This window comes from Dermacoccus sp. MPR-E5, assembly GCF_058809565.1.
Map to the genome: position 1 here is coordinate 24,158 of NZ_JBXASS010000018.1, position 23,237 is coordinate 47,394.

The following is a 23,237-nucleotide window of genomic DNA, read 5'->3' on the forward strand; positions in this document are numbered from 1 at the left end:
TGCGTCAGCCGAGGCACGAGGGGCCCAGGAGGGCCTTGAGGTCACCGAACAGCGCGGGCGTCGCGTTGACGCGCAGGCTGTCGTCGAGCTTGACGGTGAGGGTGCGCCCCGGCCGCGAGAGCTTGAGGTGCACCTCGGTGATGCCGGGGTGCTCCCCCAGCACCTCCTTGAGCCGCTCGGCCAACCCCTGCGTCGCCCGCGCGTACGGCAGGTGCAGCAGCACCGGGCCGCGTGGGCCGTCCGTCAGCTCGGGCAGCGTCAGCTCCATCGCGTTGAGCGCGACCGACTCGTCACGACGGTTGACGCGCCCCTTGACGGCGCACACGACGTCCTGGCTCAGCATCGTCGAAACCGTCGCGTACGTCGAGGGGAAGAACAGGCACTCGATCGCGCCGTCCATGTCCTCGACGGTCGCGATGGCCCACAGATCGCCCTTCTTCGTGCGCTTGATCTGCAGGCCCGTGATGAGCCCGGCGATCGTCACCGTCGCGCCGTCTGGCAGCGCGTCCTCGGCGAGCAGACGCGCGACCGACGTGTCGGAGAACTGCGCGAGCGCCGCCTCGATGCCGAACAGCGGGTGGTCGGAGACGTACAGGCCGAGCATCTCGCGCTCGAACGCGAGCTTCGTCTGCTTGTCCCACTCGATCGGCGGAATCTGCGGTAGCGCGGCGAACTCGATGCCCGGCGCGTCGTCACCGAAACCGGCGAACAGCGAATCCTGCCCGTGCTCCTCCTTGCGCTTCTCGTCGATGAGCGCATCGACGTACGACTCATGGATCTGCACGAGCCCCTGACGCTGGTGGCCGAGGTCGTCGAACGCGCCCGCCTTGACGAGTGACTCGACCGTGCGCTTGTTGAGCACCGTCGCGGGGCACTTGCGCAGGAAGTCCTCGAACGAGGTGAAGCGGCCCTTCTCCTCACGCGCCGCGATGATCGCCGCGACGACGTTGGAACCGACGTTGCGGATCGCCTCGAGCCCGAAACGGATGTCCTCGCCGACGGCCGCGAAGTTGCCGATCGACTCGTTGACGTCGGGCGGCAGCACCTTGATGCCCATGTGGCGGCACTCGTTGAGGTACAGCGCCGACTTGTCCTTGTCGTCACGCACCGAGGTGAGGAGCGCCGCCATGTACTCGGCCGGGTAGTTCGCCTTGAGATAGCCCGTCCAGTACGACACGAGCCCGTACGCCGCGGTGTGCGCCTTGTTGAACGCGTAGTCGGAGAACGGCAGCAGGATGCTCCACAGCGTCTGCACCGACTCCTTCGAGAAGCCGTTGTCGAGCATGCCCTTCTCGAAGTTGACGTACTCGGCGTCGAGCACCTCCTTCTTTTTCTTGCCCATCGCGCGCCGCAGCAGGTCGGCGTTGCCGAGTGTGTACCCGGCGAGCTTCTGCGCGATCTCCATGACCTGCTCCTGATAGATGATCAGGCCGTACGTCATGTTGAGGATCGGCTCGAGCGCCTCGGTCAGCTCGGGGTGGATGTAGTCGATCTGCTGCTTGCCGTTCTTGCGCAGCGCGAAGTTGGTGTGCGCGTTGGCGCCCATCGGGCCGGGACGGTACAGCGCGAGAGCGGCGGAGATGTCCTCGAAGTTGTCGGGCTGCATGAGACGCAGTAGCTGGCGCATGCCGCCGCCGTCGAGCTGGAACACGCCGAGCGTGTCACCTCGGGCGAGCAGGTCGTACGTCTTCGCGTCCGTCATGTCCTTGCTCAGCGCGTCGAGGTCGATGTCCTCGTCACGGTTGGCCTGGATGTTCTTGAGCGCGTCGTCGAGGATCGTCAGGTTGCGCAGACCGAGGAAGTCCATCTTGACGAGGCCGAGCGTCTCGCAGCTCGGGTAGTCGAACTGCGTGATGACGGCGCCGTCCTGCAGGCGACGCATGATCGGGATGATGTCGATGAGCGGTTCGCTCGACATGATGACGCCGGCCGCGTGCACGCCCCACTGACGTTTCAGCCCCTCGAGGCCGACGCCCGCGTCGAAGATGTTCTTGAACGTCGGGTCGGAGGCGATGAGCTCACGGAACTCGCCGCCCTCGGCGTAGCGCGGGTGGCTCTCGTCGTACATCTTCGCCAGCGGCACGCCCTTGCCCATGACGTCGGCCGGCATCGCCTTCGTCATCTGCTCGCCGACGGCGAACGGGAAGTCCATGACGCGCGAGGCGTCCTTGACGGCCTGCTTCGCCTTGATCGTGCCGTACGTGACGATGTACGACACGCGATCCTCGCCGTACTTGTCGACGACGTACCGGATGACCTCCGAGCGCCGACGCTCGTCGAAGTCGACGTCGAAGTCGGGCATCGACTGACGTTCGGGGTTGAGGAAGCGCTCGAAGATCAGACCATGCGGGACGGGGTCGAGGTCGGTGATGCCCATCGCGTACGCGCACATCGAACCGGCACCCGAACCACGCCCCGGCCCGACGCGGATGCCGTTGCGCTTCGCCCAGTTGATGAAGTCGGCGACGACGAGGAAGTAGCCCGGGTAGCCCTTGCCGATGATGACGTCCTGCTCGTACTTCGCCTGCTTCACGGCGTAGTCCGGCACACCCTCGGGGAAGCGACGGCGCAGCCCCGTCTCGACCTCCTTGATGAACCAGGACGTCTCGTCCTCACCCTCGGGGCAGGGGAAGCGCGGCATGTAGCGCCCTTCGCCCTCGGTGAAGGACACCTCGCACTGCTCGGCGATGAGCAGGCTGTTGTCGCACGCGTCCGGGTGGTCGCGGAAGAGGTGGCGCATCTCGTCGGCCGACTTGAGGTAGAACTCGTGGCTGCCGAACTTGAAGCGGTTGGGGTCGGTCAGGCGCGAACCCGAGTTGATGCACAGCAGCGCATCGTGGTGGACCGCGTCCTCCTTGTTCGTGTAATGCAGGTCGTTCGTCGCGAGCAGCGGCAGGTTGAGGTCCTTCGCCAGCTTGAGCAGGTCACTGCGCACGCGCCGCTCGATGTCGACGTCGAGGTCGTGCTCCATCAGCTCGCAGTAGAAGTTGCCGTCACCGAAGATGTCGCGGAACTCCGCCGCGGCCTCGCGCGCCTTGTCGTACTGCCCCAGACGAAGGCGCGTCTGGATCTCCCCCGATGGGCACCCCGTCGTGCCGATGATGCCCGTGCCGTACGCGTTGAGCAGCTCTCGGTCGAGTCGCGGATACTTCGAGTACACCTGGTCGAGCGAGGCCTGCGAGCCCATGCGGAAGAGGTTGTGCATGCCCTCGTTGTTCTTCGCGAGCAGCGTCATGTGCGTGTAGAGACCCCGGTTGGAGACGTCGTCGGCCTCCTGGCCGCGCTCGCCCCACGTCGTGCGCGTCTTGTCGGTGCGGTGCGTGCCCGGCGTCATGTACGCCTCGAGGCCGATGATCGGCTTCACGTCATACTTGCGCGACTTCGACCAGAACTCGTAGGCACCGAACAGGTACCCGTGGTCGGTGGTCGCGATCGCGGGCATGCCGAACTCCTGCGCACGCGCGAACATGTCATCGATACGGGCTGCACCGTCGAGCATCGAGTACTCGGTGTGGTTGTGCAGATGGACGAAGCTCTTCGACTGACTGGACATCGCCCAGAAGTCTACGACCGGCCACCGACAACCCCGCCGGATGCGCGACGCCCGGCTCCCGGGGCGAGCGGGGAGCCGGGCGGAACGTCGCGGAATTCCGCGTCAGGCGCTGATGCGATCGAGCGCGCGCTGCAGGTCGGCCGGGTACGGCGAGGTGAACGTCACACGTTCGCCGCTACCGGGGTGGTCGAATCCGAGCTCGACGGCGTGCAGCCACTGACGCTCCAGCCCGAGCTTCTTCGCGAGCGTCGGGTCGGAGCCGTACAGCGGGTCGCCGACGCACGGATGATGCATCGCTGAGACGTGGACACGGATCTGGTGGGTGCGCCCCGTCTCGAGATGGATCTCGAGCAGCGACGCCGACCGGAACGCCTCGAGCAGTTCGTAGTGCGTTACCGACGCGCGGCCGGAATCCATGACGGCGAACTTGTAGTCGTGGTTGGGATGGCGCCCGATCGGCGCGTCGATCGTGCCCTCGATCGGGTCGGGCAGGCCCTGCACGAGCGCGTGATACGTCTTGTCGACCGTGCGGTCACGGAATGCCTGCTTGAGCAGGGTGTACGCACGCTCGCTCTTGGCGACGACCATGAGACCGCTCGTGCCGACGTCGAGGCGCTGCACGATGCCCTGACGCTCCGGTGCGCCCGAGGTGGAGATGCGGTACCCCGCAGCGGCGAGGCCGCCGACGACATCCGGGCCGTCCCAGCCGACGCTCGGGTGCGCGGCGACGCCGGCCGGCTTGTCGACGACGACGATCTCGGTGTCGTCGTGCACGATGTTCATGCCGGGCACGGGTTCGACGCGGGGCGTCGCCTCACGCGGCCCGGTACGCTCCGGCATCGCGACCTCGAGCCACGCGCCGGCGCTCACGCGCTCGGACTTCGCGACCCGCTTGCCGTCGACGCTGACGGCGCCCTCGGCCGCGAGTTCGGCGGCGCGGGTGCGGGAGAAACCCAGCAGGCGGGCGATGGCCGCGTCGACGCGCTCCCCCTCGAGCCCTTCGGGGACGAACAACGACTTGACCTCGCTCATCGCTGAGCCTCCTCGGTGGTGGGCGACGCGCCATCATCTGCGCCGTCGTGGGCGCCCTCGCGCGTTCCGTCGAGACCGATGCCGCGGAAGGTCAGCAACACGACGAGGGCCGCGGCGACGCAGATCGCCGAATCGGCCAGGTTGAAGATCGGCCAGTGCGGCAGCTCGAAAAAGTCCACGACGTGGCCACGCCCCCCACCCGGCTCACGAAAGAACCTGTCGATCAGATTGCCAACGGCTCCTCCGATGATCAGCCCGAAGGCGAGGGCCCACGGGAGGCTACGCAGCTTGCGCGCGGTCACGGCGAGCACGACGACCACGACCACCGCGATCGCGGTGATGAAGAGCGTCGAATTCGTGCCGAGGCTGAACGCGGCGCCGGGGTTGTACGTCAACCGCAGCCGCAGGAACGAGCCGAGCAGATCACGCGGGCGGCCGTCACTCAGGGCGTCCTGCGCCCATTGCTTGCTGGCCTGGTCGGCCGCGATGACGCCGAGCGCCGCCACGGCGACGAGCGCGAGAGGGCGCCCCGAGACGCGGGACGGGGGGACGGTGGGTGTGGCGCCCGAGTTCAGCGGCGCTCCTGCTTCTTCTTGCATGTCATGCATAGGGTCGCACGAGGGAAGGCCTGGAGTCGAAGTTTGCCGATCGGGCCGCCGCACGATTCGCATACGCCGTACGTGCCGTCGTCCATCCGCCCGAGGGCGCGTTCGCTCTGACGCAGCACCTCCGCGGACTTGCGGGCCAACGAGATCTCGTGCTCGCGCTCGAAGTTCGCGTTGCCGACGTCGGCCTGGTCGTCGCCCGCCCCGTCGCCCGGGTTGCGCAGCAGCCCCTCGAAGTCCGTGGCGAGTTCGTCGAGCTCGGCGCGCACGCGGGCCACGTCGGCCTCGAGCTCGGCCCGCACCTCGGCGAGTTCGGCGTCGCCCCACGGCTCCTCGGCGCCGCCGACGGCCAGGTCGCTCGCGGCGGTCTTCTGTGTCGCCATGGTGGTCACTCCAGTCTCCCAGCGGCGCCCGCTCGGCGCGCACGATGATGCGGATATTACGCAGAGGATAGGCCACATCAGGCGGGTCGAGGCGAACAACAGATGAAGTTTTACGTACCCGCTAGTAGGACCAGCAAAGGGACGCACGAAGCGGGCTCGTGGACGACAGATCGTGCACGAGCCCGCTTGGTGACGGCCATGAGGCCGCGGTCATCACGCTTTGGTGTCGGGCGTCTGCTGCTTCTCGTCGAGCTTGCGCAGCTGCTCGCTCAGGTAACCCTTGAGGTTCGAGCGGTAGTCGGTCTCGAAGCCCTTGAGCCGCTCGATCTCGGCTTGCAGCGCCGTGCGTCGCGTCTCGAGGTCGGACAGGATGCTCGTGCGACGCTGCTCGGCCTCGGTCACGAGCGCGGCCGACTTCTCGGTACCCGTGCGCACGAGCTTGTCGTGCTGGCTCTGCCCGCTCGAGACGAGTTCGTCGTGCTTGGCCTGAGCCTTCTTGACGAGGTCGTCGTGCTCGCTCTGGCCGCGCTTGACGAGGTCGTCGTAGGTCGACTGGCCTGTCGTCAGCAGTTCGTCGTGGCGCTGCTTGGCGCTCGACAGCAACTTCTCGCTCTTCGCGTTCGCCTCCGTGACCACCTTGTCGCGGTGCGCGGTGGCTTCGCCGACGAGACGATCACGCTCGGTCTCGCCGTCACGCACGTGCTGGTCGTGCAGACGCTGTGCGAGGGCGATGACGCCCGCCGCGTCGGTGCCGGCGTTGGTCTCGTTCGCGGCCGGCTGCGTCGACGTCGCCGAGGCGGCCTCACGGGCCTGCTTCAGCTCGTTCTCCAGCTGCGTGATGCGCGCGTCGGCCTCGGCCAGCTTCGCCTGCGCGTTCTTGGCCTCCTCGCGGGCTGTCTGGAGGTCGCGACGGGCGCTCGTGAGGTCGGCGCTCGCCGCGTCCTGACCTGCGTCGGCAGCCTCGTTCGCCTTGGGGGCACGCGCCTTGTCGAGTTCGGTGCGCGACGTTTCCAGTTCCTTCTTGAGGCGCGCGATCTCCGCCTTGTCCTCGTCGCTCGAGCCACTCGCGGCTGGAGCCGCAGCGTTGTTCACCGGCGTGAGGGCCGGGACGGCCGTCGTCTTCGACTGGCCCGCCATCGTCGCGTCGCCGTCTCCGCCGTGGCTGCGGCGGCAGTCGTCGAGCTTGTCGCTCAGCGAGTCGTTCTCGGCGTTCAGCCGGCGCAGCTCGACGACGATCTCGTCGAGGAAGTCGTCGACCTGAATCTCGTCATATCCGTTGCGCCCGAACCCCTTCGGCTTCGAGAACTCCTTCTTGACGACGTCTTCCGGCGTCAGCGCCATGTATTCACCTCAGTAACGCTCGAAGCCGAGGCGGGGCCTCGGCAAATCCGTTTCGTGCACGCCGATGCGGGCACGCTCAAAAATTTCCCAACTTCACCTTAGGAGATTAGCCGCGACTTGCACAGCCAGCGCCACGATCAAGAACGCCAGGTCGATGCCGACGCCGCCGAGGCGCAGGGGCGGAACGACGCGGCGCACCGCCTTGATCGGCGGGTCGGTGACGGTGTAGACCGCCTCCGCGACGACGAGCACGACGCCACGCGGCGTCCACTGCCGCGCGAACACCTGGATCCAGTCGAAGACGAGGCGCGCGATGAGCACGACGAAGAACACGTCGAGCACGGTCGCGAGCGCCGTTCTGACGCCGTTCATCGAGTCTCCTTCATCACCATGACGCCATTCTCCCACGCATGGGCGCGGCCGCCGTCATCCAGGGGACAACGGCGGCCGCGGCCCGAGCGCGAGGCGACGATTCAGCTCTGGTTGAACAGCCCGCGCGTCGCCTTGGCGACCTCGGGCCCGCTCGTGGAGACCTCGACGTTCTCGGGCGAGAGGAGGAAGACCTTGCTCGTCACGCGCTCGATGGAGCCGTGCAGACCGAAGACGAGACCGGCGGCGAAGTCGACGAGACGCTTGGCGTCCGTGTCGTCCATGTCGGACAGGTTCATGATGACGGGGACGTTGTCGCGGAAGGCCTCACCGATCTCCTTGGCCTCGTTGTACGTCCGAGGGTGGATGGTCGTGATGCGACTCATGGTCGAGGCCTCCGTGTCGGAAAAGTCGTGGTGGGTCACCTCGGGGCGCAGCGGCGTGACCTCGGCAGGGGCGCGACGCTCGTACGCGTCATAGTCGTCGTGACGCTCGTCGTCGTAGGCGACCTCGTACTCCTCGACGTACTGCTCGCTCGCGCGCGGCGCGTGCGTGTCCACGTCGGACAGTCCGAGGTATTCCATCGTCTTGCGCAGTGCGCTCATTCTTCCTGCTCCTGTGTCCGCCTGGCCCCTCGCGGAAAGGGCACCACATAGCTCGTCGGTGTCAGGCTCGAAGTTACCCGGCGAGCGGACGCGAACCGAGTATTGCGCTTCCGACACGCAGGTGTGTCGCGCCGATCTTCACCGCGTCCTCGAGATCGCCCGACATCCCCGCCGACAACGACGTGGCCTGCGGGAAGTTTGCGAGGAAACCTTGACGGACCTGCGCGAGACGCGAGAACGCGGCGGCCGGCTCCTCTCCGAGCGGCGCGACCGCCATGAGCCCGCACAACCGTAGGTGCGGCGCCTGCTCGACCGCCGCGGCCACCTCGTGCAGCTCGGTCTCCTGCGCGCCACCGCGCCCCGAACCGTCACGCTCGAGAGCGACCTGCACGAAGATGTCGAGGGGGTTCTCGCGATCCGCGGCGCCGGCGTCGAGCAGCGGGACGAGCTTGAGCCGGTCGAGCGACTGCACGACGTCCGCGTGCCGCGCGATGCGGCGCGCCTTCTTGCTCTGGATCTGGCCGATGAAGTGCCGACGCGGTGAGGCGATGAGATCCGGACGCTCGGCGCGCAGCGCATCGACCTTCTCGACGAGCTCCTGCTCGCGGTTCTCCCCCACGTCGCCCACCCCGAGGTCGGCGAGCGCGACGAGGTCGGTGACGGGGAAGAACTTCGTGACGACGACGAGCGTCGGGGCGTCGTCACGTCCGGCCGCGCTCGTGGCGGCGGCGATGCGGTCGCGCACGCGCTCCAGGTTGGCCTGCAACTCGGCGCGACGCGCGGGCGAGGCGTCGAGACCACGGCGACTGGGGTCGGAATCGGCGGTGCGTGACGGCGTCGGAGGCTGCATCACGACACCGCCGCCTTGCGGACGATGAGCCCGGCGAAGCGGCCTGTCGCGCCGTCACGACGATACGAGTACAGGCGAGGCTCCTCACGCGTGCATCCCGGCACCCATTCGAGCGGGACACCGGCGTCCACGAGCTGCGACGCGACGCCCGCCGCGACGTCGATCGCCGGCGTGCCCGTCCTCGTGATGGCGGCGCTGGCCGGGTGGGCCTGACGCGCGGCGTCATGCATCTCGCGCGGCACCTCGTAGCAGCGCCCGCAGATCGACGGGCCCAGCACTGCGCTGATGTCGCGCGCTCCGAGGTGGCGCATCGCCTCGAGCGCCGCCGGCACGACGCCCGCGAGCATGCCGGGGCGCCCGGCGTGCGCGACGCCGATGACGCCGGCCGCGTCATCACTCAGGAGAACCGGCGTGCAGTCTGCCACCATGACGCCGAGCGCGAGGCCGCTGTCACGGCTGACCATCGCGTCAGCGCTCGGTCCGGCCTGACCGGAGGCGACGTCGGCGAGGGTGACCTCCGCGACGCTCGCGCCGTGGACCTGATCCATCCAGGCGATAGGGACGCCACCCAGCTGCGCGGAGACCCGCTCCCTGTTCGCGCGCACCGCACGCTCGTCGTCACCGACGTGCAGCCCGAGGTTCAACGCCGAGAACGGCGCCTCACTGACCCCGTCGAGGGAATCGGTGAAGCACCGTTCGAGCGAGCCGCTCGGCGACTCACGCCGGTCGTGCCAGAAGAACATCGACCGGGCTCCAGATCACTTGAGGAAGTCGGGGACGTCCAGGTCGTCACGATCCTCGAACGTGACCTCCTTGGGCGGACGCACGACCTCGGGAGCCTGCTGACCGCCCTGCTGCGACTGCCCTTGCTGTGCCTGGCCCTGCTGAGCGTCCTGGGCGTGCTGCTGCTCACCCTGACCCGGCTGGACGCGGGCCGGCGGCGCGGAGACGCGCGTCGGGCCGGCGGTCGTCCCGGGAACGGTGACGGGCTTGATCGTCGTCGGTGCGGCAGCCTGCGGCTGGTAGGGCTGCTGCGCCTGCTTGGACGGCATCTGCGCGGACGTCTGCTGCTGCGCGGGACGCTGCTGAGCGCCACCCTGCTGAGCAGGACGCTCGTCGTTGCGCTTCTGCGGCGCACCACCGTCAAAACCGGCGGCGATGACGGTGACGCGCACCTCGTCGCCCAGGGCGTCGTCGATGACGGCACCGAAGATGATGTTGGCCTCGGGGTGCGCCGCCTCTTGCACGAGGCGAGCGGCCTCGTTGATCTCGAACAGACCGAGGTCGGAACCGCCCTGGACCGACAGCAGGACGCCGTGGGCGCCGTCGATGCTCGCCTCGAGCAGCGGGCTCGAGATAGCGAGTTCGGCGGCCTGCACCGCGCGGTCCTCGCCACGGGCCGAACCGATGCCCATGAGCGCCGAGCCGGCACCCTGCATGACGGACTTGACGTCGGCGAAGTCGAGGTTGATCAGACCTGGGGTCGTGATGAGGTCGGTGATGCCCTGGACACCGGACAGGAGCACCTGGTCGGCCGAGCGGAAGGCGTCGAGCATCGAGACCGCGCGGTCGCTGATCGACAGCAGCCGGTCGTTCGGGATGACGATGAGCGTGTCGACCTCTTCGCGCAGCGCGGAGATGCCGAGCTCGGCCTGGTTCGCGCGACGACGGCCCTCGAAGGTGAACGGGCGGGTCACGACACCGATCGTCAGAGCACCGAGGCCGCGGGCGATCTTCGCGACGACGGGCGCACCACCCGTGCCCGTGCCACCACCCTCACCGGCGGTGACGAACACCATGTCGGCGCCCTTGAGGACCTCTTCGATCTCCTCGGCGTGATCCTCCGCCGCCTGACGACCGACCTCGGGGTCGGCGCCGGCACCGAGACCGCGCGTCAGCTCACGGCCCACGTCGAGCTTGACGTCGGCGTCACTCATGAGCAGGGCCTGGGCGTCGGTGTTGATCGCGATGAACTCCACACCCTTGAGGCCGACCTCGATCATCCGGTTGATGGCGTTGACGCCACCGCCGCCGATACCGACGACCTTGATGACGGCCAGGTAGTTCTGGGGAGTTGCCACGAGAAGAGGCCTTTCGAAAGCGGGTGCGAGTATGCAGAGCCGATGCTACGCGACCGGATGCCCGGACGCGAACATCTCGACGTCAACTCGAACGTGACCCCGTCAGGCACGTGGCCCGCCGACCCGAGCACCACCGCACCCCCTCGGCGACCCGGGACCCCCGAGGCAACGGAAGACCCCCGGCATTCAGCAGAATCCCGGGGGTCTTGGCCGCCGAAAAGACTAACCTTCCACTTCACCTTCACGCGTCTTGAGACCAGTGAGGATGCGCGGGCCGAGGTGCGTGACATCGCCCGCGCCGACGGTCACGACGAGGTCGCCCGGGCGAGCCACGTCGAGCACGCGAGCCAGCGCCTCGTCGGCCGTGGGGGTGAACTCGCCGCGTCCGGACGTCATGCGATCGGTGATCAGCGCGCCGCTCACCCCGGCGACGGGCTGCTCGCGCGCGCCGTACACGTCGAGGACGAAGGCGTGGTCGGCGCCATCGAGCGCCGCGGCGAGACCGGTCGCCGCGTGCTGCGTACGCGAGTACAGGTGGGGCTGGAAGATGACGATGAGTTCGCCGTCGTCCTTGAGCCCGGCCGCCGTACGCACGAGGGCGTCGAGCTTGCCGGGGTTGTGGGCGTAGTCGTCGACGACGCGGACGCCGCCCGCCTCACCACGCGGCTCGAACCGACGCGAGGTGCCGCGGAAGGCCCCGAGCCCGCGCGCGACATCGGCCGGCGCAAGACCGAAACCGTGGACGAGGGCGGTGTAGACGCCCGCCGCGTTGAGCAGGTTGTGAGCACCCGGCACATGCAGCGCGACGTCGTGGACGGCGTCCCCGTCGCGGAGGCTCATGCGCCAGTCGAAACCCTCCCCGCTCTCCGCGACGATACGCACGTCTGCGTCGATGTTGCGCCCGTACGTCAGGACGCGCGCGCCCGCGGCGCGACGGCGCTGGGCCAGGGCCAGCGAGCCCTCGTCGTCAGCGCAGGCGACGAGCAGACCCTGCGGCGCGATCGTCGCCGCGAAGGTCTCGTAGGCACGAGCAAGGTTGGTCGACGCGCCGTAGAAGTCGAGGTGATCGTCCTTGATGTTCGTGACGATCGCGACCTGCGGGTGGTAGACGACGAACGAGCCGTCGCTCTCGTCGGCCTCGACGACGAAGATGTCGCCCTCGCCCGGTGCCGCGTTGACACCGAGCCCCGCGACGTCGGCGCCGATCGCGAACGACGGCTTCTCCCCCGTCGCGACGAGGGCGGCCGTCGCCATTCCGCTCGTCGTCGTCTTGCCGTTGGCGCCCGCGACGGCGAGCCCGCGACCCGCGCGCATGAGCATCGCGAGGCCCTGGCTGCGGTGCAGCACCGGCAGACCGCGCCGTCTGACCTCGACGAGTTCGGGGTTGGCCTCGTTGATGGCGCTGGAGATGACGACGACGGCGCCGTCCGGCACGTCGGCAACGTTCGCGGCGTCGTACCCGAGCTCGATGCGTGCTCCCTGGGCACGAAGGTCGTCGAGTACCGGCAGGTCGACGTTGTCGGAGCCGCTCAGGGTGACGCCCGCGGCGAGGAACAACCGCGCGACGCCGGACATGCCTGAGCCGCCGACCGCGATCATGTGCACGTGTGGCACGTCCGCGAGAGCGGGCAGCGGCGCGGCGAAGTCGAACCGCTCGTTCACACCGTTGCTCATGCCCGGCCCCCAGTCGCTGCAGCGTCCTCGACGAGGTCGACGAGGCGTGCGGCGCCATCCGCGTGCCCGCGGCTGCCGGCTGCCGCACGCATGCGGGCCAGCTCGTCGGCGTCCGTCACGAGCGGGATGACGACGCGCTCCACCCACGTCGCGTCGACGTCCCCGTTGTCGACGAGCAATGCTCCCCCGGCCTCGACGACGTCCGTCGCGTTGAGTCGCTGCTCGCCGTTGCCGATGGGCAGCGGCACGTAGATCGCGGGGATCGCGAGCGTGGACAGTTCGCTCACCATGCCGGCGCCGCTTCGCGTGACGACGAGGTCGGCAACCGCGTAGGCGAGGTCCATACGGTCGCAGTACTCCTCGACGACGTAGCGCGGCCCCGAGGCGGTGGCCGGGGCCTCGAACCCCTTGCCCCGCCCGGTGATGTGCAGCACCTGGACTCCGGCCACACGCAGCGCCGGCGCGGCCGCGGCGAAGGCCTCGTTGAGACTCGCTGCACCGAGCGAGCCACCGGTGATGACGAGCGTCGGGCGTCCGGGTTCGAGCCCGAAGTACGTCATCGCCTCGGCGCGCAGCATCGCCGGGCGAAGCTCTCGGATCTCGCGTCGCAGCGGCATCCCGACGACCTCGGCGCCCGCCAGCGGGGTGCCGGGGAACGTCGTCGCCGTGTGCGCGGCCCATCGCACGCCGAGCTTGTTCGCCAGCCCCGGCCGGGCGTTCTGCTCGTGGATGACGATGGGGATCCCGGCCTTGCGCGCCGCAAGGTAGATGGGCGTCGAGACATACCCGCCGAAGCCGACGACGACCTGCGGGCGGCGTTCGGCAACGAGCGCCTCCGCCTGGCGCAGCGCCCCCCGGAACGCGGCGGGAAACCTCAGCGCGGCGATGTTCGGCCGACGCGGGAAGGCGACCTTCGGCACGTAAGACAGCGTGAAACCGCGCTCGGGCACCAGTCGCTCCTCGATGCCGTCAGGGGAACCGACGACCGTGATGACGGCGTCGGTGTGGCGGTCGTTGATCTCCTGCGCCGTCGCGAGCAACGGCAGGACGTGGCCGGCCGTTCCTCCTCCGGCGAGCAGAACGCGCTCGAGCGTCATGTCAGTCAGCCTTTCCGTCGGGGGAGCACGGCGAGTGTGCGCGCCACGCGGCGCGGTTTGAGGGTGAGAGCTTCGGCGGCACCTGGTTCCTGCCTGGCGAAGGCCAACAGGATGCCGATGCCGAACAGTGTCATGACGAGCGCCGACCCGCCATAGGAGACCAGCGGGAGCGGCACACCGACGATCGGGAAGATGCCCAGGACCGAGCCGATGTTGACCATTGCTTGGAAACAGATCCACACCATGATGCCGGCACTCGCGACGCGGACGAACATGTCACGCGTCTGCGCGATGAGCCGGTAGCACGCGTAGGCGAGCACGACGTACAACGCGAGCACCGTGAGGGCACCCGGCAGACCGAGCTCCTCGCCGATGACGGCGAAGATGAAGTCGTTGTGAGCCTCCGGCAACCACTGCCACTTCTCACGCGAGGCGCCCGGCCCGAGGCCCCACACTCCGCCCCCGGCGAGAGCGTACATACCGTGCACCTTCTGGTAGCACCCGTCGAGGTCGACGTTGTCGCACCCGCCGAGCCAGGCCTGGATGCGCGAGGTCCGGTTACCACTCGTCCAGATCGCGATGGGCAACGTGACGAGGGCGAGGGCCGCCAGCCAACCGAACAACGCCTTGCGCGCGCCGGCACACCACAACATGCCGAGGTAGATGACCGCGACGACCATCGTCGTCCCGAGATCCTTGCCGAGCATGATCAGCCCGATGAGCAGGACGACATAGGGCACGGTGGGCAGGATCGAGCGACGGGGGTCGTGCAGGTAGGCCTGTCGGTTGGACAGGACGAGCGCCACCATGAGGATCAGCGCCACCTTGCCGATCTCGGACGGCTGGATCTGCAGCCCGCCCACTCGGATCCAGTTGCGGTTGCCGAGTACCTCCACACCGATCCCGGGCACCATGACGAGCACCTGCAGGAAGAGTGCGGCGAGCATGAGAGGAAAGGCCATCACCTTGAACACCCGGATCGGCAGACGACTCGTCACGGTAGCCACGATGACACCGACCACGGCGAATACCGCCTGCTTCGTGAAGTCCGAATACGGCGACTGCGTATCCATGTACGACGTCACGCTCGAGGCGGACAACACCATGACGAGTCCGAGTCCGACGAGCATGCCCGCCGAGCCGAGGATCAGGTAATACGTGGCCAGCGGCGACTCGAGCCACTTCAGGCGCCCTCTGAGCTGACGCGAGGCCCCCTGCACCGCAGGCGAATCCCGCCATGACAGGCGCGTCGCCGTCATGCCCCGGATCCGCTGAGTGCCGCGACCGCGTCGGCGAACGCGTCACCGCGCGCGCCGTAGGAGGCGTACATGTCGAGACTCGCCGCTGCCGGTGCGAGCAGCACGGTGTCGCCGCGCTGGGCGGCTGCATTCGCCGCCGCGACGGCCTCACGCATCGCCTCGTCGGCATCGCTCGTCTCGATGACGGTGACGGGCACCTGCGGCGCGTGGGCCGCGAGAGCGTCGGCGATGATGCCCCGGTCACGACCGAGCAGCACCACGGCGCGCAGCCGCGAGGCGTTCGCGCGCACGAGATCATCGACCTCGGCGCCCTTGAGCAATCCGCCGGCGATCCAGACGACGGGGTCGAACGCCTGCAGCGACGCCTGGGCCGCGGGCGGGTTCGTCGCCTTCGAGTCGTCGACCCAGCGCACGCCGCCGACCTCGGCAACGCTCGCCATCCGGTGCGGCTGGGGCGTGTAGTCGACCAGGCCCTGACGGACCGCGGCGAGCGTCACGCCGTAGCTGCGGGCGAGCGCGGCCGCGGCGAGCGCGTCGGCGACGTAGTGCGGTGCGGAAGCGTTCGGGCCGAGGTCACTCAGGATGGCGAGTTCGGCTGCGCTGGTGCGTCGTTCGGCGATGAAGGCACGGTCGGCGAGGACGTCGTCGACGATGCCGACCATCGACGGCCCCGGCGTGCCGAGCGTGAACCCGATCGCGCGACAGCCGTCGACGACCTCGGCGTCCTCGACCATCGCCTCGGTCGCGGGATCGTCGACGTTGTAGACGCACGCGACCTGGGTGCGCTCGTACACCCGCCCCTTCTGACGCTTGTACTCCTCGTAGGAGCCATGCCAGTCGATGTGGTCGGGGGCGACGTTGAGGCAGCAGGACGCGTACGGCGACACCGTGCGCGACCAGTGCAGCTGGAACGACGACAGCTCGACCGCGATGACGTCGTACGGCTGCGGGTGCAGTACTGCCTCGAGCAGCGGCATGCCAACATTGCCGGCGGCCACCGCGCGCAGCCCCTGCGCCTTGAGCATCGACTCGAGCATCGTGACGGCCGTCGTCTTGCCGTTGGTCCCGGTGATCGTCAGCCACGGCGCACCGCCCTCGCGCGGGCGCATGCGCCACGCGAGCTCGACCTCACCCCAGACGGGAATGCCGCGCGACATGGCGTCCTGCATGATCGGCGCGCTCGGCGCCACGCCCGGCGAGGTGACGATGAGATGCGTACCCTCCGGCGCCGCGTCCATGTGCTCGGCGCCGAACGCGACGTCGGCGCCGAGGACGTCGAGGATCTGCGCGCGTTCGGCCATGACGTCGCTGTGGTCGCGCGAGACGACGCGCACGCGGGCGCCGCGCTCGAGGAGCGCGTCGGCGGCCGCGAACCCGGACACGCCGAGCCCGATGACGAGCACCGACAACCCGGACCAGTCGGCGTCGCGGTGCGTGAGGTCACGCTCCCCCGCGAACGGTTCGTAAGAAGGGTCGAGGGCCCACAGGTCGTGCTGGCTCACTGGCTGACGTTCCATTCCGCGTAGAAGATGCCCAGACCGAACGCGACGCACAGCCCCGCGATGATCCAGAACCTGATGACGACGGTGATCTCGTTCCAACCCACCATCTCGAAGTGGTGGTGCAGCGGCGCCATCCGGAAGATGCGCTTGCGTCGGGCCTTGAACGAGCCGACCTGGAGGATGACCGAGAGCGTCTCGATGACGAACAGCCCGGCGAGGATGACGACGAGGAACTCGGTGCGCGTCGTGATGGCGAGGCCCGCGAGCGCGCCGCCGAGGGCGAGCGAACCGGTGTCACCCATGAAGATCTTGGCCGGCGTCGCGTTCCACCACAGGAAGCCGAAGCAGGCACCCATGAGCGCCGCGGCGACGACGGCGAGGTCGTGAGGGTCGCGCACGTCATAGCACTTGGCGGCGTGCGTCATCATCTCCGAGTACTGGCAGTTCTGGTTGAACTGCCAGATCGAGATGAGCACGTACGCGCCGAACACCATGACGCACGCGCCGGTGGCGAGCCCGTCGAGACCGTCGGTGAGGTTGACGCCGTTCGAGGTACCCGCGATGAGCAGGTTCGCCCAGATGACGAACAGCAGCAGGCTGACGACGGTGCCGCCGACCGCGAGCGACAGGCTCGAGTCGCGCACGAACGAGATGGCGTAGCTCGCGGGTGTGAGGCCGTTGGAGTTCTCGAACTGCAGTGCGAGCACTGCGAAGATGACGGCGACGAGCGTCTGCCCCCCGAGCTTCTGCAGTGACGTCAGCCCGAGCGATCGCTGCTTCGTGATCTTGATGGCGTCGTCGGCGAACCCGACGAGCCCCAGCCCGGCCATGAGGAACATGACGAGTAGGCCGCTCGCGCTCATCGGCGTCATCGTGAACAGGTGGGCGCAGCCGTACGCGAGCAGGCTCGCCGCGATGATGACGGCGCCACCCATCGTCGGCGTGCCGCGCTTGGTGTGGTGCGTCGTGGGGCCGTCGTCGCGGATGAACTGCCCGTATCCCTTGCGCACCAGGAACTTGATGAACATGGGGGTGCCGAACAGAGCGGCGATCAGCGACACGATGGCCGCGATGAGCACGCCCTTCATGAGGTCACCTCCGTGACAGGAAATGCGGGTGTACCGGATTCTTCGACCAACCTATCCCCCAGCATGCGAAGACCCGAGTCACGACTCGACTTGAACAGCACGACATCCCCCGGTGCGATCTGCTCGACGAGCACGTCGTGTGCCGCGTCGATGTCGTCGACCGTGGTGACGGCGTCCGCCGTCATGCCCGCCGTGCGCGCCCCCTGCGCGATGGCCTGCGCGCCCGCGCCGACGACGACGAGGCGGTCGATGCCGAGTTCGGCGGCGAGCTGCCCGACGGCGGTGTGCTCGTCATGCGAGGCCTCGCCCAGTTCGCGCATCTCACCGAGCGCGGCGATGCTGCGGCGTGAGGTACCCATGTGGGCGAGGGCTCGCAGCGCGGCACGCATCGAGTCGGGGTTGGCGTTGTACGCGTCGTTGACGAGCGTCACGCCGCCGCCGACCTCGCTGACCTCCATGCGCCAGCGCGACGCGGCCCCGGCTCCGGCGACGGCCTCGACGACGTCGCCGAGCGCGAGTCCGAGGCTGGTCGCGGCGGCGATGACGCTGAGCGAGTTGCCGACCTGGTGCTCGCCGACGAGGGCGAGACGCACGTCTGCCTCCCCGAGGGGGCAGGTGAGGTGATAGCTCGGGCGACCGGCCTCGTCGATGCTCACGTCGGTGGCACGGTAGTCGGCGTCCTCGCCGAGCCCCACGAGGATGACCTTCGCCTGCGTGCGGCTCGCCATCGCGCGCACCCGCGAGTCGTCGACGTTGAGGATCGCGACGCCGTCCTGCGGCAGCGCCTCCACGAGCTCACCCTTCGTCCGGGCGATTGCCTCGACGGAGCCGAACTCGCCCATGTGCGCCTGTCCGACGTTGAGTACGATGCCGATGCTCGGCGGCGCGATCTTCGTCAGGTACGCGATGTGCCCCACCCCCGAGGCGCCCATCTCGGCGACGAGGTAGCGCGTCGCCTCGTCGATGCGGCAGACCGTCAGCGGGACCCCGACCTCGCTGTTGAGCGAGCCGTAGGGGGCGATCGTCGGCGCGAACCGCGCGAGCACCGCACCGAGCAGATCCTTCGTCGACGTCTTGCCCGACGAGCCGGTGATGCCCACGATCTGCAGGTTGGGTGCACGGTCGACGACGGCGCGCGCCACCTCGGCGAAGGCCAGTTCGACGTCGTCGACGACGACGCACGAAGCACCGTCGACCGCTCGCTCGCCGAGAACTCCGGCAGCGCCGACCGCCAGCGCGGCCGGGACGAAGTCGTGCCCGTCCGCGTGCTCACCGACGCGCGCGACGTAGAGCGAGCCGGCGGCGCACTCGCGCGAGTCGGTGACGACGGGACCGGTGATGCGAGCGTCGGGGCCGACCAGGCGTCCCCCGGTGACGGTCGCGATCTCCTCGAGTGATAGTTCGATCACTGGGACGACGACTCCTTCGAACGGTATTCGATCGGATAGGGCAACTTGTCGCTCTTGTTCGGGGGAATCTTACGGTTATGCAGGGCGTACCCCATGACCTTGGAGAACACGGGCGCGGCGAGGTCGCCACCGAAGGTGCCGGACTGCGGCTTCTGCAGCGTCACCGACACGATGAGCTGCGGATCCTTCGCGGGCGCCATGCCGATGAAACCCGCCGTCACGCCGTCGTACGTCTTCTTCTGCGCGTCGTAGCGCTGGGCCGTCGAGGTCTTGCCGGCGACGTCGTACCCGTCGACGGCCGCGAGCGGCGCCGAGCCCTCCTTCGACACGACGCCCTGCATCATGCCGATGAGCTCGCGCGAGGTCTTCTCACTGAACACGCGCGTCGGCGTGCGATCGTCCTGCGGCGCCTTCATCGTCCCGTCGGCGTCCTGCACCTTCGACACGAGGCTGAGCGGCGAGCGCACCCCACCGTTGGCGATGGTCTGGAACAGCGCCGTCTGCTGCACCGCAGAACTCGCGAGGCCCTGACCGAACATCACGGTGTACCACGTGTCCCCCACCCAGTTCTTGACGGGCGGGACGATGCCCGCGGACTCGCCGGGAAAGCCGATTCCGGTCGTCTTGCCGAGCCCGAACTTCATCATGTACGAGTACAACGTCTCCTTGGGCATCTTCTCGCCCGCGAGGATCGTGCCCATGTTCGACGATTGTGCGATGACACCGGCGAGGGTCAGGTACTCGACGCCGTGGAGGTGCGAATCCTGGAACGGGCGCCCGGCGCGCTCCAACTTGGCGGGCACCTCGACGTGCGTCGTGGGCCTCGCGAGGCCCTCCTCGAGGAGCGCGCCCGCCGTCACCATCTTCTGTGTCGAACCGGGTTCGAAGGTGTCGGTGAACGCACGGTTCTGCAAGGCGTCGGACGCGGCCGAACTCATGTCGTTGTTGTCGAAGCTCGGGTAGCTCGCGGTCGCGAGAAGGTGCCCCGCCTTGTCGGCGACGACGATCTCGCCCGACTGCGACTTCGTCTTCTTGACGGCCGCGACGAGTTCGTTCTGCGCGTACCACTGGATGTCGTTGTCGACGGTGAGCTGCACGGCCCGGCCGCTGACGGGCTGCTGGTCGAGGTTGTCCCCCGTCGCGATCGGCTCGCCGTTGCGAGCGCGCTCGATCTGGTGGATGCCGTCCTTGCCGCGCAGCTGCGCGTCGAGCATCTGCTCCACCCCGCCGCCAGGCACGCCGGCCGAGTTCACCCAGCCGACGAGCGGGGCGACGGAGGTGCGCTGCGGGTATTCACGCTTCTGACGCAGTTCCGAGGAGATGCCGGGCAGCTCCAGCGCCTTGAGCTGGCTCCACTGCGCCGGCGTGATGTCCTTCGCGAGGTACACGAAGCGGCTCTTTCGCTTGCTCGCCTCGTCGAGCTTGCTCGCGTAGTCGCTCGCGTCGCCGCCGAGCACCTGGGCGAGTTGTGCGCCCACGCCGTCGATGCCCTTGGGCGACCTCTTCGAGTTCTTGCGGTACTGCGAGGCCGCAACAGGGTCTCCCGCGATGTCGCGGCGTTCGACGCTGCGGGCGAGGACCGCACCGTTCTCGTCGGTGATGGTGCCGCGCGCGGCCGGCACGTTGGTGCGCGTGAGCCGCTGCGTCAGCGCCTGCTGGGACAGCTCGTCCGCGTTCCACCACTGCACGCTGAACAGTTCGTAGGCGAAGATCGCGAACACGAGCGTGAATGCCATGAGCATGAGTCGCGAACGTCGGCGCGGGTGCCCGACGGCCGCGAGACGTGCCCGGGCGGGTTCGTTCCAGCGCACCGGGCGGCCCTGGCCGTCGCTGTTCTGACGAACGCCTCGCGCACCACCACCCGCAGCCGGCCGTTCGCGAGGCCGATCCTGACCCTGGGGTCGTCCCTGTCGCCGGTTCTGCGCCGGAACCCGACCGCGAGATCCAGGACGCTGGGAGCCGTCGGGACGGGGGCGGCGAGGCTGGCCGGGCTGAGAGCGCCGGGGTCGATCCACGTCAGCTCTCCTCGTCCCGCTCGTCCACGTCGTGCTCGCTCTACGTCTTACTTGCTCGTCTTCTTCGCCGCCTCGGCCTTCTTGGCCGCCTCGGCCTTGGCCGCAGCAGCGTCGGCCGCTGCCTTCTCCTTGGCTCGAGCCTGCGCCTGCGCCACCGGGTCGGTGATGTGCAGACCGACGGTGCCGCTGGCGATCACCTCGCCGGCCGCCTTGCTGGCGGGGGTGCTCGGGAGCGTGTTCACACTAAGCGCCGTGCCCGCCTGGCTCGGGTGTGCCACGCCGAGCTTCTTGCCCGTGTCCCGACTCACATAGGTGATCGACGCCGGCTTGACCATGCCGTAGCTCTCGGCCTTCAGCGTGAGCTCCTCGGGCGCGGACACGGCCGAGATCTCGCTGTCGAGCGCCTGCTCTCGCTCGTTGAGCGTGGAGACGTCACTGCGCAGCGTCGAGAGGGTGAACGACTGCTCGGCGCGCATCGTGTTGAGGAACAACAGCGCAAGCGCCGAGGCCATCGCGACGAGGACGGCGAGCGCCATGAAGCGAGTGTGCCCGGCGCGCTCGGCGGTGGCGACCTGAGTCGCTGGCCGAGCCGGACGCGCACCGGAACGGGCCGAGGTGACGCGGGGGCGACTCGTCGTCACTCGACGAGGGGCGCGGGTGGGGGCGGCCAGCTGGGTCATGACTGGCTTCCTTTCGCTCGGGTGCGTTCGATGACTCGTAATCTGACGGAGGCACTGCGGGGGTTGCGCTCGAGTTCGTCCTCGCTCGGGACGGCGGCGCCCCGGGTGACGAGCGCGAACTCGGGACGGTGCTGGGGTAGTTCCACCGGTAGACCGGGCGGCGCGGTCGAGGCGGACGCGGTTGCGAAAGCGCGCTTCGTGATGCGGTCCTCCAGCGAGTGGAACGACAGCACGGCGAGGCGTCCGCCGACGGCCAGCGAGTCGAGCGCCGACGTCACAGCCTGCTCCCAGCCGCGCAGTTCGTCGTTGACCTCGATGCGCAGGGCCTGGAAGGTGCGCTTGGCCGGGTGGCCGCTCTGACGCTGCGAAGCGAGCGGGATGACCGAGCGCAACATCTCGACGAGCCGACCCGACGTCGTCCACGGCTGCTTCTCTCGCTCCTTGACGACGGCGTGCGCGATCTTGCGGGCGAAGCGCTCCTCGCCGTACGTCTTGAGGATGCGCTCCAACTCGTCCTGGCTGGCGGTGTTGAGGACGTCGGCGGCCGTGGGCCCGTCGCTCGTCTGGTCCATCCGCATGTCGAGTGGCGCGTCGGCGCGGTAACTGAAGCCGCGGTCGAGCTCATCGAGCTGCAGGCTGGAGACGCCGAGGTCGAACAGCATCGCGTCCGCGGGGCGGGGCAGGACGTCGGCGACCTCGGTGTTGACGGCGTGCACGCCTTCGAAGCGGTCACCGAAGCGGGCGAGGCGTTCACCGGCCAGACGCACGGCCTCGGTGTCACGGTCGATCCCGATGGCGCGGGCCTTGCCGAAGCGCTCGAGCACGGCCTCGGTGTGGCCACCCATGCCGAGGGTGGCGTCGACGTAGAGAGCGCCGGAGCGCGCGAGCGAGGGGGCGAGAGCGTCGAGGATCTCGGTGAGCATGACGGGCACGTGACGATCGGCTGCGAGGCCGCGTGACATCTCCATCGGTGCTCCGTCGCTCGAATCGGGGTGGGCGGCATTCGGCCGGCGGCGCTGCTGTCGCCAGGGCCCCCGCCGCTGGGCTTCCGGCACCGGGGAAGGTGTGTCGGACTCTCAGCGGCCGGAGACCTCGCGACAGCAGGGCTACAGCAAACCGGGAACGACTTCTTCGGCCTGCTCGGAGAACGGCTGTTCCGCGCCGGCGAGGTAGTCGTTCCACGCCTGCGTGTCCCAGATCTCGACGCGGTTACCCGCACCGATCACCGTGCATTCCTTCGAAAGACCCGCGTACTCGCGCAGCAGCGGCGGGATCGTCACACGGCCCTGCTTGTCGGGGATCTCGTCGGAGGCCCCCGAGAGCAGGACGCGCTGATAATCACGCACCGCACGCGAGGTGACGGGTGTCGTGTTCATCGCGGCAGCGATGCGCTCGAACTCGTTCATCGGAAAGACGTACAGGCAGCGTTCCTGCCCACGCGTCATGACGAGGCCCGCAGCGAACTTCTCGCGAAACTTCGCGGGAAGGATCATGCGGCCCTTGTCGTCGAGACGCGGCGTGTGGGTACCCAGAAACACGGCTGGGCACCTCCCGTCACCAATCTCGCTCCGATGACCCCCACTCTACTCCACTTCACCCCACCATGTCGCCCCACCATGTCTGATCTCGTGATCTGGGCAGAGCGATTTCCGCGTCATTGCAGGGCTGACGGCGGGTGGGGCGCGGTGGAGGGA

At 68.7% G+C, this 23,237-nt stretch carries 20 protein-coding genes; all 20 read right to left on the reverse strand.

The window, feature by feature from the left end:
* Positions 1-4 precede the first annotated feature (4 nt).
* The 20 genes from dnaE to mraZ all read right to left on the reverse strand — a co-directional run bounded on the left by dnaE (position 5) and on the right by mraZ (position 23,081).
* Positions 5-3,553: a DNA polymerase III subunit alpha gene (gene dnaE / locus AC1RS9_RS12575; protein ID WP_492921718.1), complete on the reverse strand. Its 3,549-nt coding sequence runs from the start codon at positions 3,551-3,553 to the stop codon at positions 5-7.
* Positions 3,554-3,655: 102 nt separating this feature from the next.
* On the reverse strand, positions 3,656-4,585 hold the full coding sequence (locus AC1RS9_RS12580) for an RluA family pseudouridine synthase (protein WP_006946614.1): 930 nt from the start codon (positions 4,583-4,585) through the stop codon (positions 3,656-3,658).
* Positions 4,582-5,193, reverse strand: a complete 612-nt coding sequence (lspA, locus tag AC1RS9_RS12585; protein ID WP_492921721.1) for a signal peptidase II — start codon at positions 5,191-5,193, stop codon at positions 4,582-4,584. The genes AC1RS9_RS12580 and lspA overlap by 4 nt, the downstream gene beginning before the upstream one ends.
* Positions 5,157-5,573, reverse strand: a complete 417-nt coding sequence (locus tag AC1RS9_RS12590) for a TraR/DksA family transcriptional regulator (RefSeq protein WP_040014933.1) — start codon at positions 5,571-5,573, stop codon at positions 5,157-5,159. Before AC1RS9_RS12590 ends, lspA begins: the two co-directional genes overlap by 37 nt.
* A 213-nt stretch (positions 5,574-5,786) precedes the next feature.
* Positions 5,787-6,914 (reverse strand): DivIVA domain-containing protein, encoded by a 1,128-nt coding sequence (locus AC1RS9_RS12595; protein WP_492921723.1) that lies wholly within the window; start codon positions 6,912-6,914, stop codon positions 5,787-5,789.
* Between the two features lie 93 nt (positions 6,915-7,007).
* On the reverse strand, positions 7,008-7,286 hold the full coding sequence (locus tag AC1RS9_RS12600) for a YggT family protein (protein ID WP_006946604.1): 279 nt from the start codon (positions 7,284-7,286) through the stop codon (positions 7,008-7,010).
* Positions 7,287-7,387: 101 nt separating this feature from the next.
* Positions 7,388-7,888: a cell division protein SepF gene (locus AC1RS9_RS12605; protein ID WP_006946575.1), complete on the reverse strand. Its 501-nt coding sequence runs from the start codon at positions 7,886-7,888 to the stop codon at positions 7,388-7,390.
* Positions 7,889-7,961: 73 nt separating this feature from the next.
* Positions 7,962-8,741 carry a YggS family pyridoxal phosphate-dependent enzyme gene (locus tag AC1RS9_RS12610; RefSeq protein WP_492921726.1) on the reverse strand — a complete coding sequence of 260 codons (780 nt, stop codon included), beginning with the start codon at positions 8,739-8,741 and terminating at the stop codon, positions 7,962-7,964.
* Complete coding sequence (pgeF, locus tag AC1RS9_RS12615) at positions 8,738-9,481, reverse strand: peptidoglycan editing factor PgeF (protein WP_474903842.1); 744 nt, start codon at positions 9,479-9,481, stop codon at positions 8,738-8,740. The genes AC1RS9_RS12610 and pgeF overlap by 4 nt, the downstream gene beginning before the upstream one ends.
* A gap of 15 nt (positions 9,482-9,496) precedes the next feature.
* Positions 9,497-10,819, reverse strand: a complete 1,323-nt coding sequence (gene ftsZ, locus AC1RS9_RS12620; RefSeq protein ID WP_492921728.1) for a cell division protein FtsZ — start codon at positions 10,817-10,819, stop codon at positions 9,497-9,499.
* 222 nt (positions 10,820-11,041) lie between these two features.
* Entirely contained in the window at positions 11,042-12,493 is a 1,452-nt protein-coding gene (murC, locus tag AC1RS9_RS12625; protein ID WP_492921730.1) for a UDP-N-acetylmuramate--L-alanine ligase, read from the reverse strand.
* Complete coding sequence (murG, locus tag AC1RS9_RS12630) at positions 12,490-13,590, reverse strand: undecaprenyldiphospho-muramoylpentapeptide beta-N-acetylglucosaminyltransferase (protein WP_492921732.1); 1,101 nt, start codon at positions 13,588-13,590, stop codon at positions 12,490-12,492. Before murG ends, murC begins: the two co-directional genes overlap by 4 nt.
* 5 nt (positions 13,591-13,595) lie before the next feature.
* The gene (ftsW, locus tag AC1RS9_RS12635; RefSeq protein ID WP_492921734.1) at positions 13,596-14,849 is read right to left on the reverse strand and encodes a putative lipid II flippase FtsW; all 1,254 of its coding nucleotides are present in this window, start codon (positions 14,847-14,849) and stop codon (positions 13,596-13,598) included.
* Positions 14,846-16,351: a UDP-N-acetylmuramoyl-L-alanine--D-glutamate ligase gene (gene murD / locus AC1RS9_RS12640; protein ID WP_115296341.1), complete on the reverse strand. Its 1,506-nt coding sequence runs from the start codon at positions 16,349-16,351 to the stop codon at positions 14,846-14,848. Before murD ends, ftsW begins: the two co-directional genes overlap by 4 nt.
* Positions 16,348-17,439, reverse strand: a complete 1,092-nt coding sequence (gene mraY / locus AC1RS9_RS12645; RefSeq protein ID WP_006946613.1) for a phospho-N-acetylmuramoyl-pentapeptide-transferase — start codon at positions 17,437-17,439, stop codon at positions 16,348-16,350. The genes murD and mraY overlap by 4 nt, the downstream gene beginning before the upstream one ends.
* Positions 17,436-18,848: a UDP-N-acetylmuramoyl-tripeptide--D-alanyl-D-alanine ligase gene (locus AC1RS9_RS12650; protein ID WP_062258725.1), complete on the reverse strand. Its 1,413-nt coding sequence runs from the start codon at positions 18,846-18,848 to the stop codon at positions 17,436-17,438. The genes mraY and AC1RS9_RS12650 overlap by 4 nt, the downstream gene beginning before the upstream one ends.
* Positions 18,845-20,584, reverse strand: a complete 1,740-nt coding sequence (locus tag AC1RS9_RS12655; RefSeq protein ID WP_492921737.1) for a peptidoglycan D,D-transpeptidase FtsI family protein — start codon at positions 20,582-20,584, stop codon at positions 18,845-18,847. The genes AC1RS9_RS12650 and AC1RS9_RS12655 overlap by 4 nt, the downstream gene beginning before the upstream one ends.
* 326 nt (positions 20,585-20,910) lie before the next feature.
* The gene (gene ftsL / locus AC1RS9_RS12660; RefSeq protein ID WP_131940831.1) at positions 20,911-21,543 is read right to left on the reverse strand and encodes a cell division protein FtsL; all 633 of its coding nucleotides are present in this window, start codon (positions 21,541-21,543) and stop codon (positions 20,911-20,913) included.
* On the reverse strand, positions 21,540-22,511 hold the full coding sequence (gene rsmH, locus AC1RS9_RS12665) for a 16S rRNA (cytosine(1402)-N(4))-methyltransferase RsmH (protein WP_131940829.1): 972 nt from the start codon (positions 22,509-22,511) through the stop codon (positions 21,540-21,542). Before rsmH ends, ftsL begins: the two co-directional genes overlap by 4 nt.
* A 138-nt stretch (positions 22,512-22,649) precedes the next feature.
* Positions 22,650-23,081, reverse strand: a complete 432-nt coding sequence (gene mraZ / locus AC1RS9_RS12670) for a division/cell wall cluster transcriptional repressor MraZ (protein ID WP_006946550.1) — start codon at positions 23,079-23,081, stop codon at positions 22,650-22,652.
* Positions 23,082-23,237: the final 156 nt, after the last annotated feature.

Coding starts and splice junctions, on each gene's coding strand:
- dnaE (WP_492921718.1), bottom strand. CDS start 3,553: ATGTCCAGTCAGTCGAAGAGCTTCGTCCATCTGCACAACCACACCGAG.
- AC1RS9_RS12580 (WP_006946614.1), bottom strand. CDS start 4,585: ATGAGCGAGGTCAAGTCGTTGTTCGTCCCCGAAGGGCTCGAGGGGGAG.
- lspA (WP_492921721.1), bottom strand. CDS start 5,193: ATGCATGACATGCAAGAAGAAGCAGGAGCGCCGCTGAACTCGGGCGCC.
- AC1RS9_RS12590 (WP_040014933.1), bottom strand. CDS start 5,573: ATGGCGACACAGAAGACCGCCGCGAGCGACCTGGCCGTCGGCGGCGCC.
- AC1RS9_RS12595 (WP_492921723.1), bottom strand. CDS start 6,914: ATGGCGCTGACGCCGGAAGACGTCGTCAAGAAGGAGTTCTCGAAGCCG.
- AC1RS9_RS12600 (WP_006946604.1), bottom strand. CDS start 7,286: ATGAACGGCGTCAGAACGGCGCTCGCGACCGTGCTCGACGTGTTCTTC.
- AC1RS9_RS12605 (WP_006946575.1), bottom strand. CDS start 7,888: ATGAGCGCACTGCGCAAGACGATGGAATACCTCGGACTGTCCGACGTG.
- pgeF (WP_474903842.1), bottom strand. CDS start 9,481: ATGTTCTTCTGGCACGACCGGCGTGAGTCGCCGAGCGGCTCGCTCGAA.
- murC (WP_492921730.1), bottom strand. CDS start 12,493: ATGAGCAACGGTGTGAACGAGCGGTTCGACTTCGCCGCGCCGCTGCCC.
- murG (WP_492921732.1), bottom strand. CDS start 13,590: ATGACGCTCGAGCGCGTTCTGCTCGCCGGAGGAGGAACGGCCGGCCAC.
- ftsW (WP_492921734.1), bottom strand. CDS start 14,849: ATGACGGCGACGCGCCTGTCATGGCGGGATTCGCCTGCGGTGCAGGGG.
- mraY (WP_006946613.1), bottom strand. CDS start 17,439: ATGAAGGGCGTGCTCATCGCGGCCATCGTGTCGCTGATCGCCGCTCTG.
- AC1RS9_RS12655 (WP_492921737.1), bottom strand. CDS start 20,584: ATGGCATTCACGCTCGTGTTCGCGATCTTCGCCTACGAACTGTTCAGC.
- ftsL (WP_131940831.1), bottom strand. CDS start 21,543: ATGACCCAGCTGGCCGCCCCCACCCGCGCCCCTCGTCGAGTGACGACG.
- rsmH (WP_131940829.1), bottom strand. CDS start 22,511: ATGGAGATGTCACGCGGCCTCGCAGCCGATCGTCACGTGCCCGTCATG.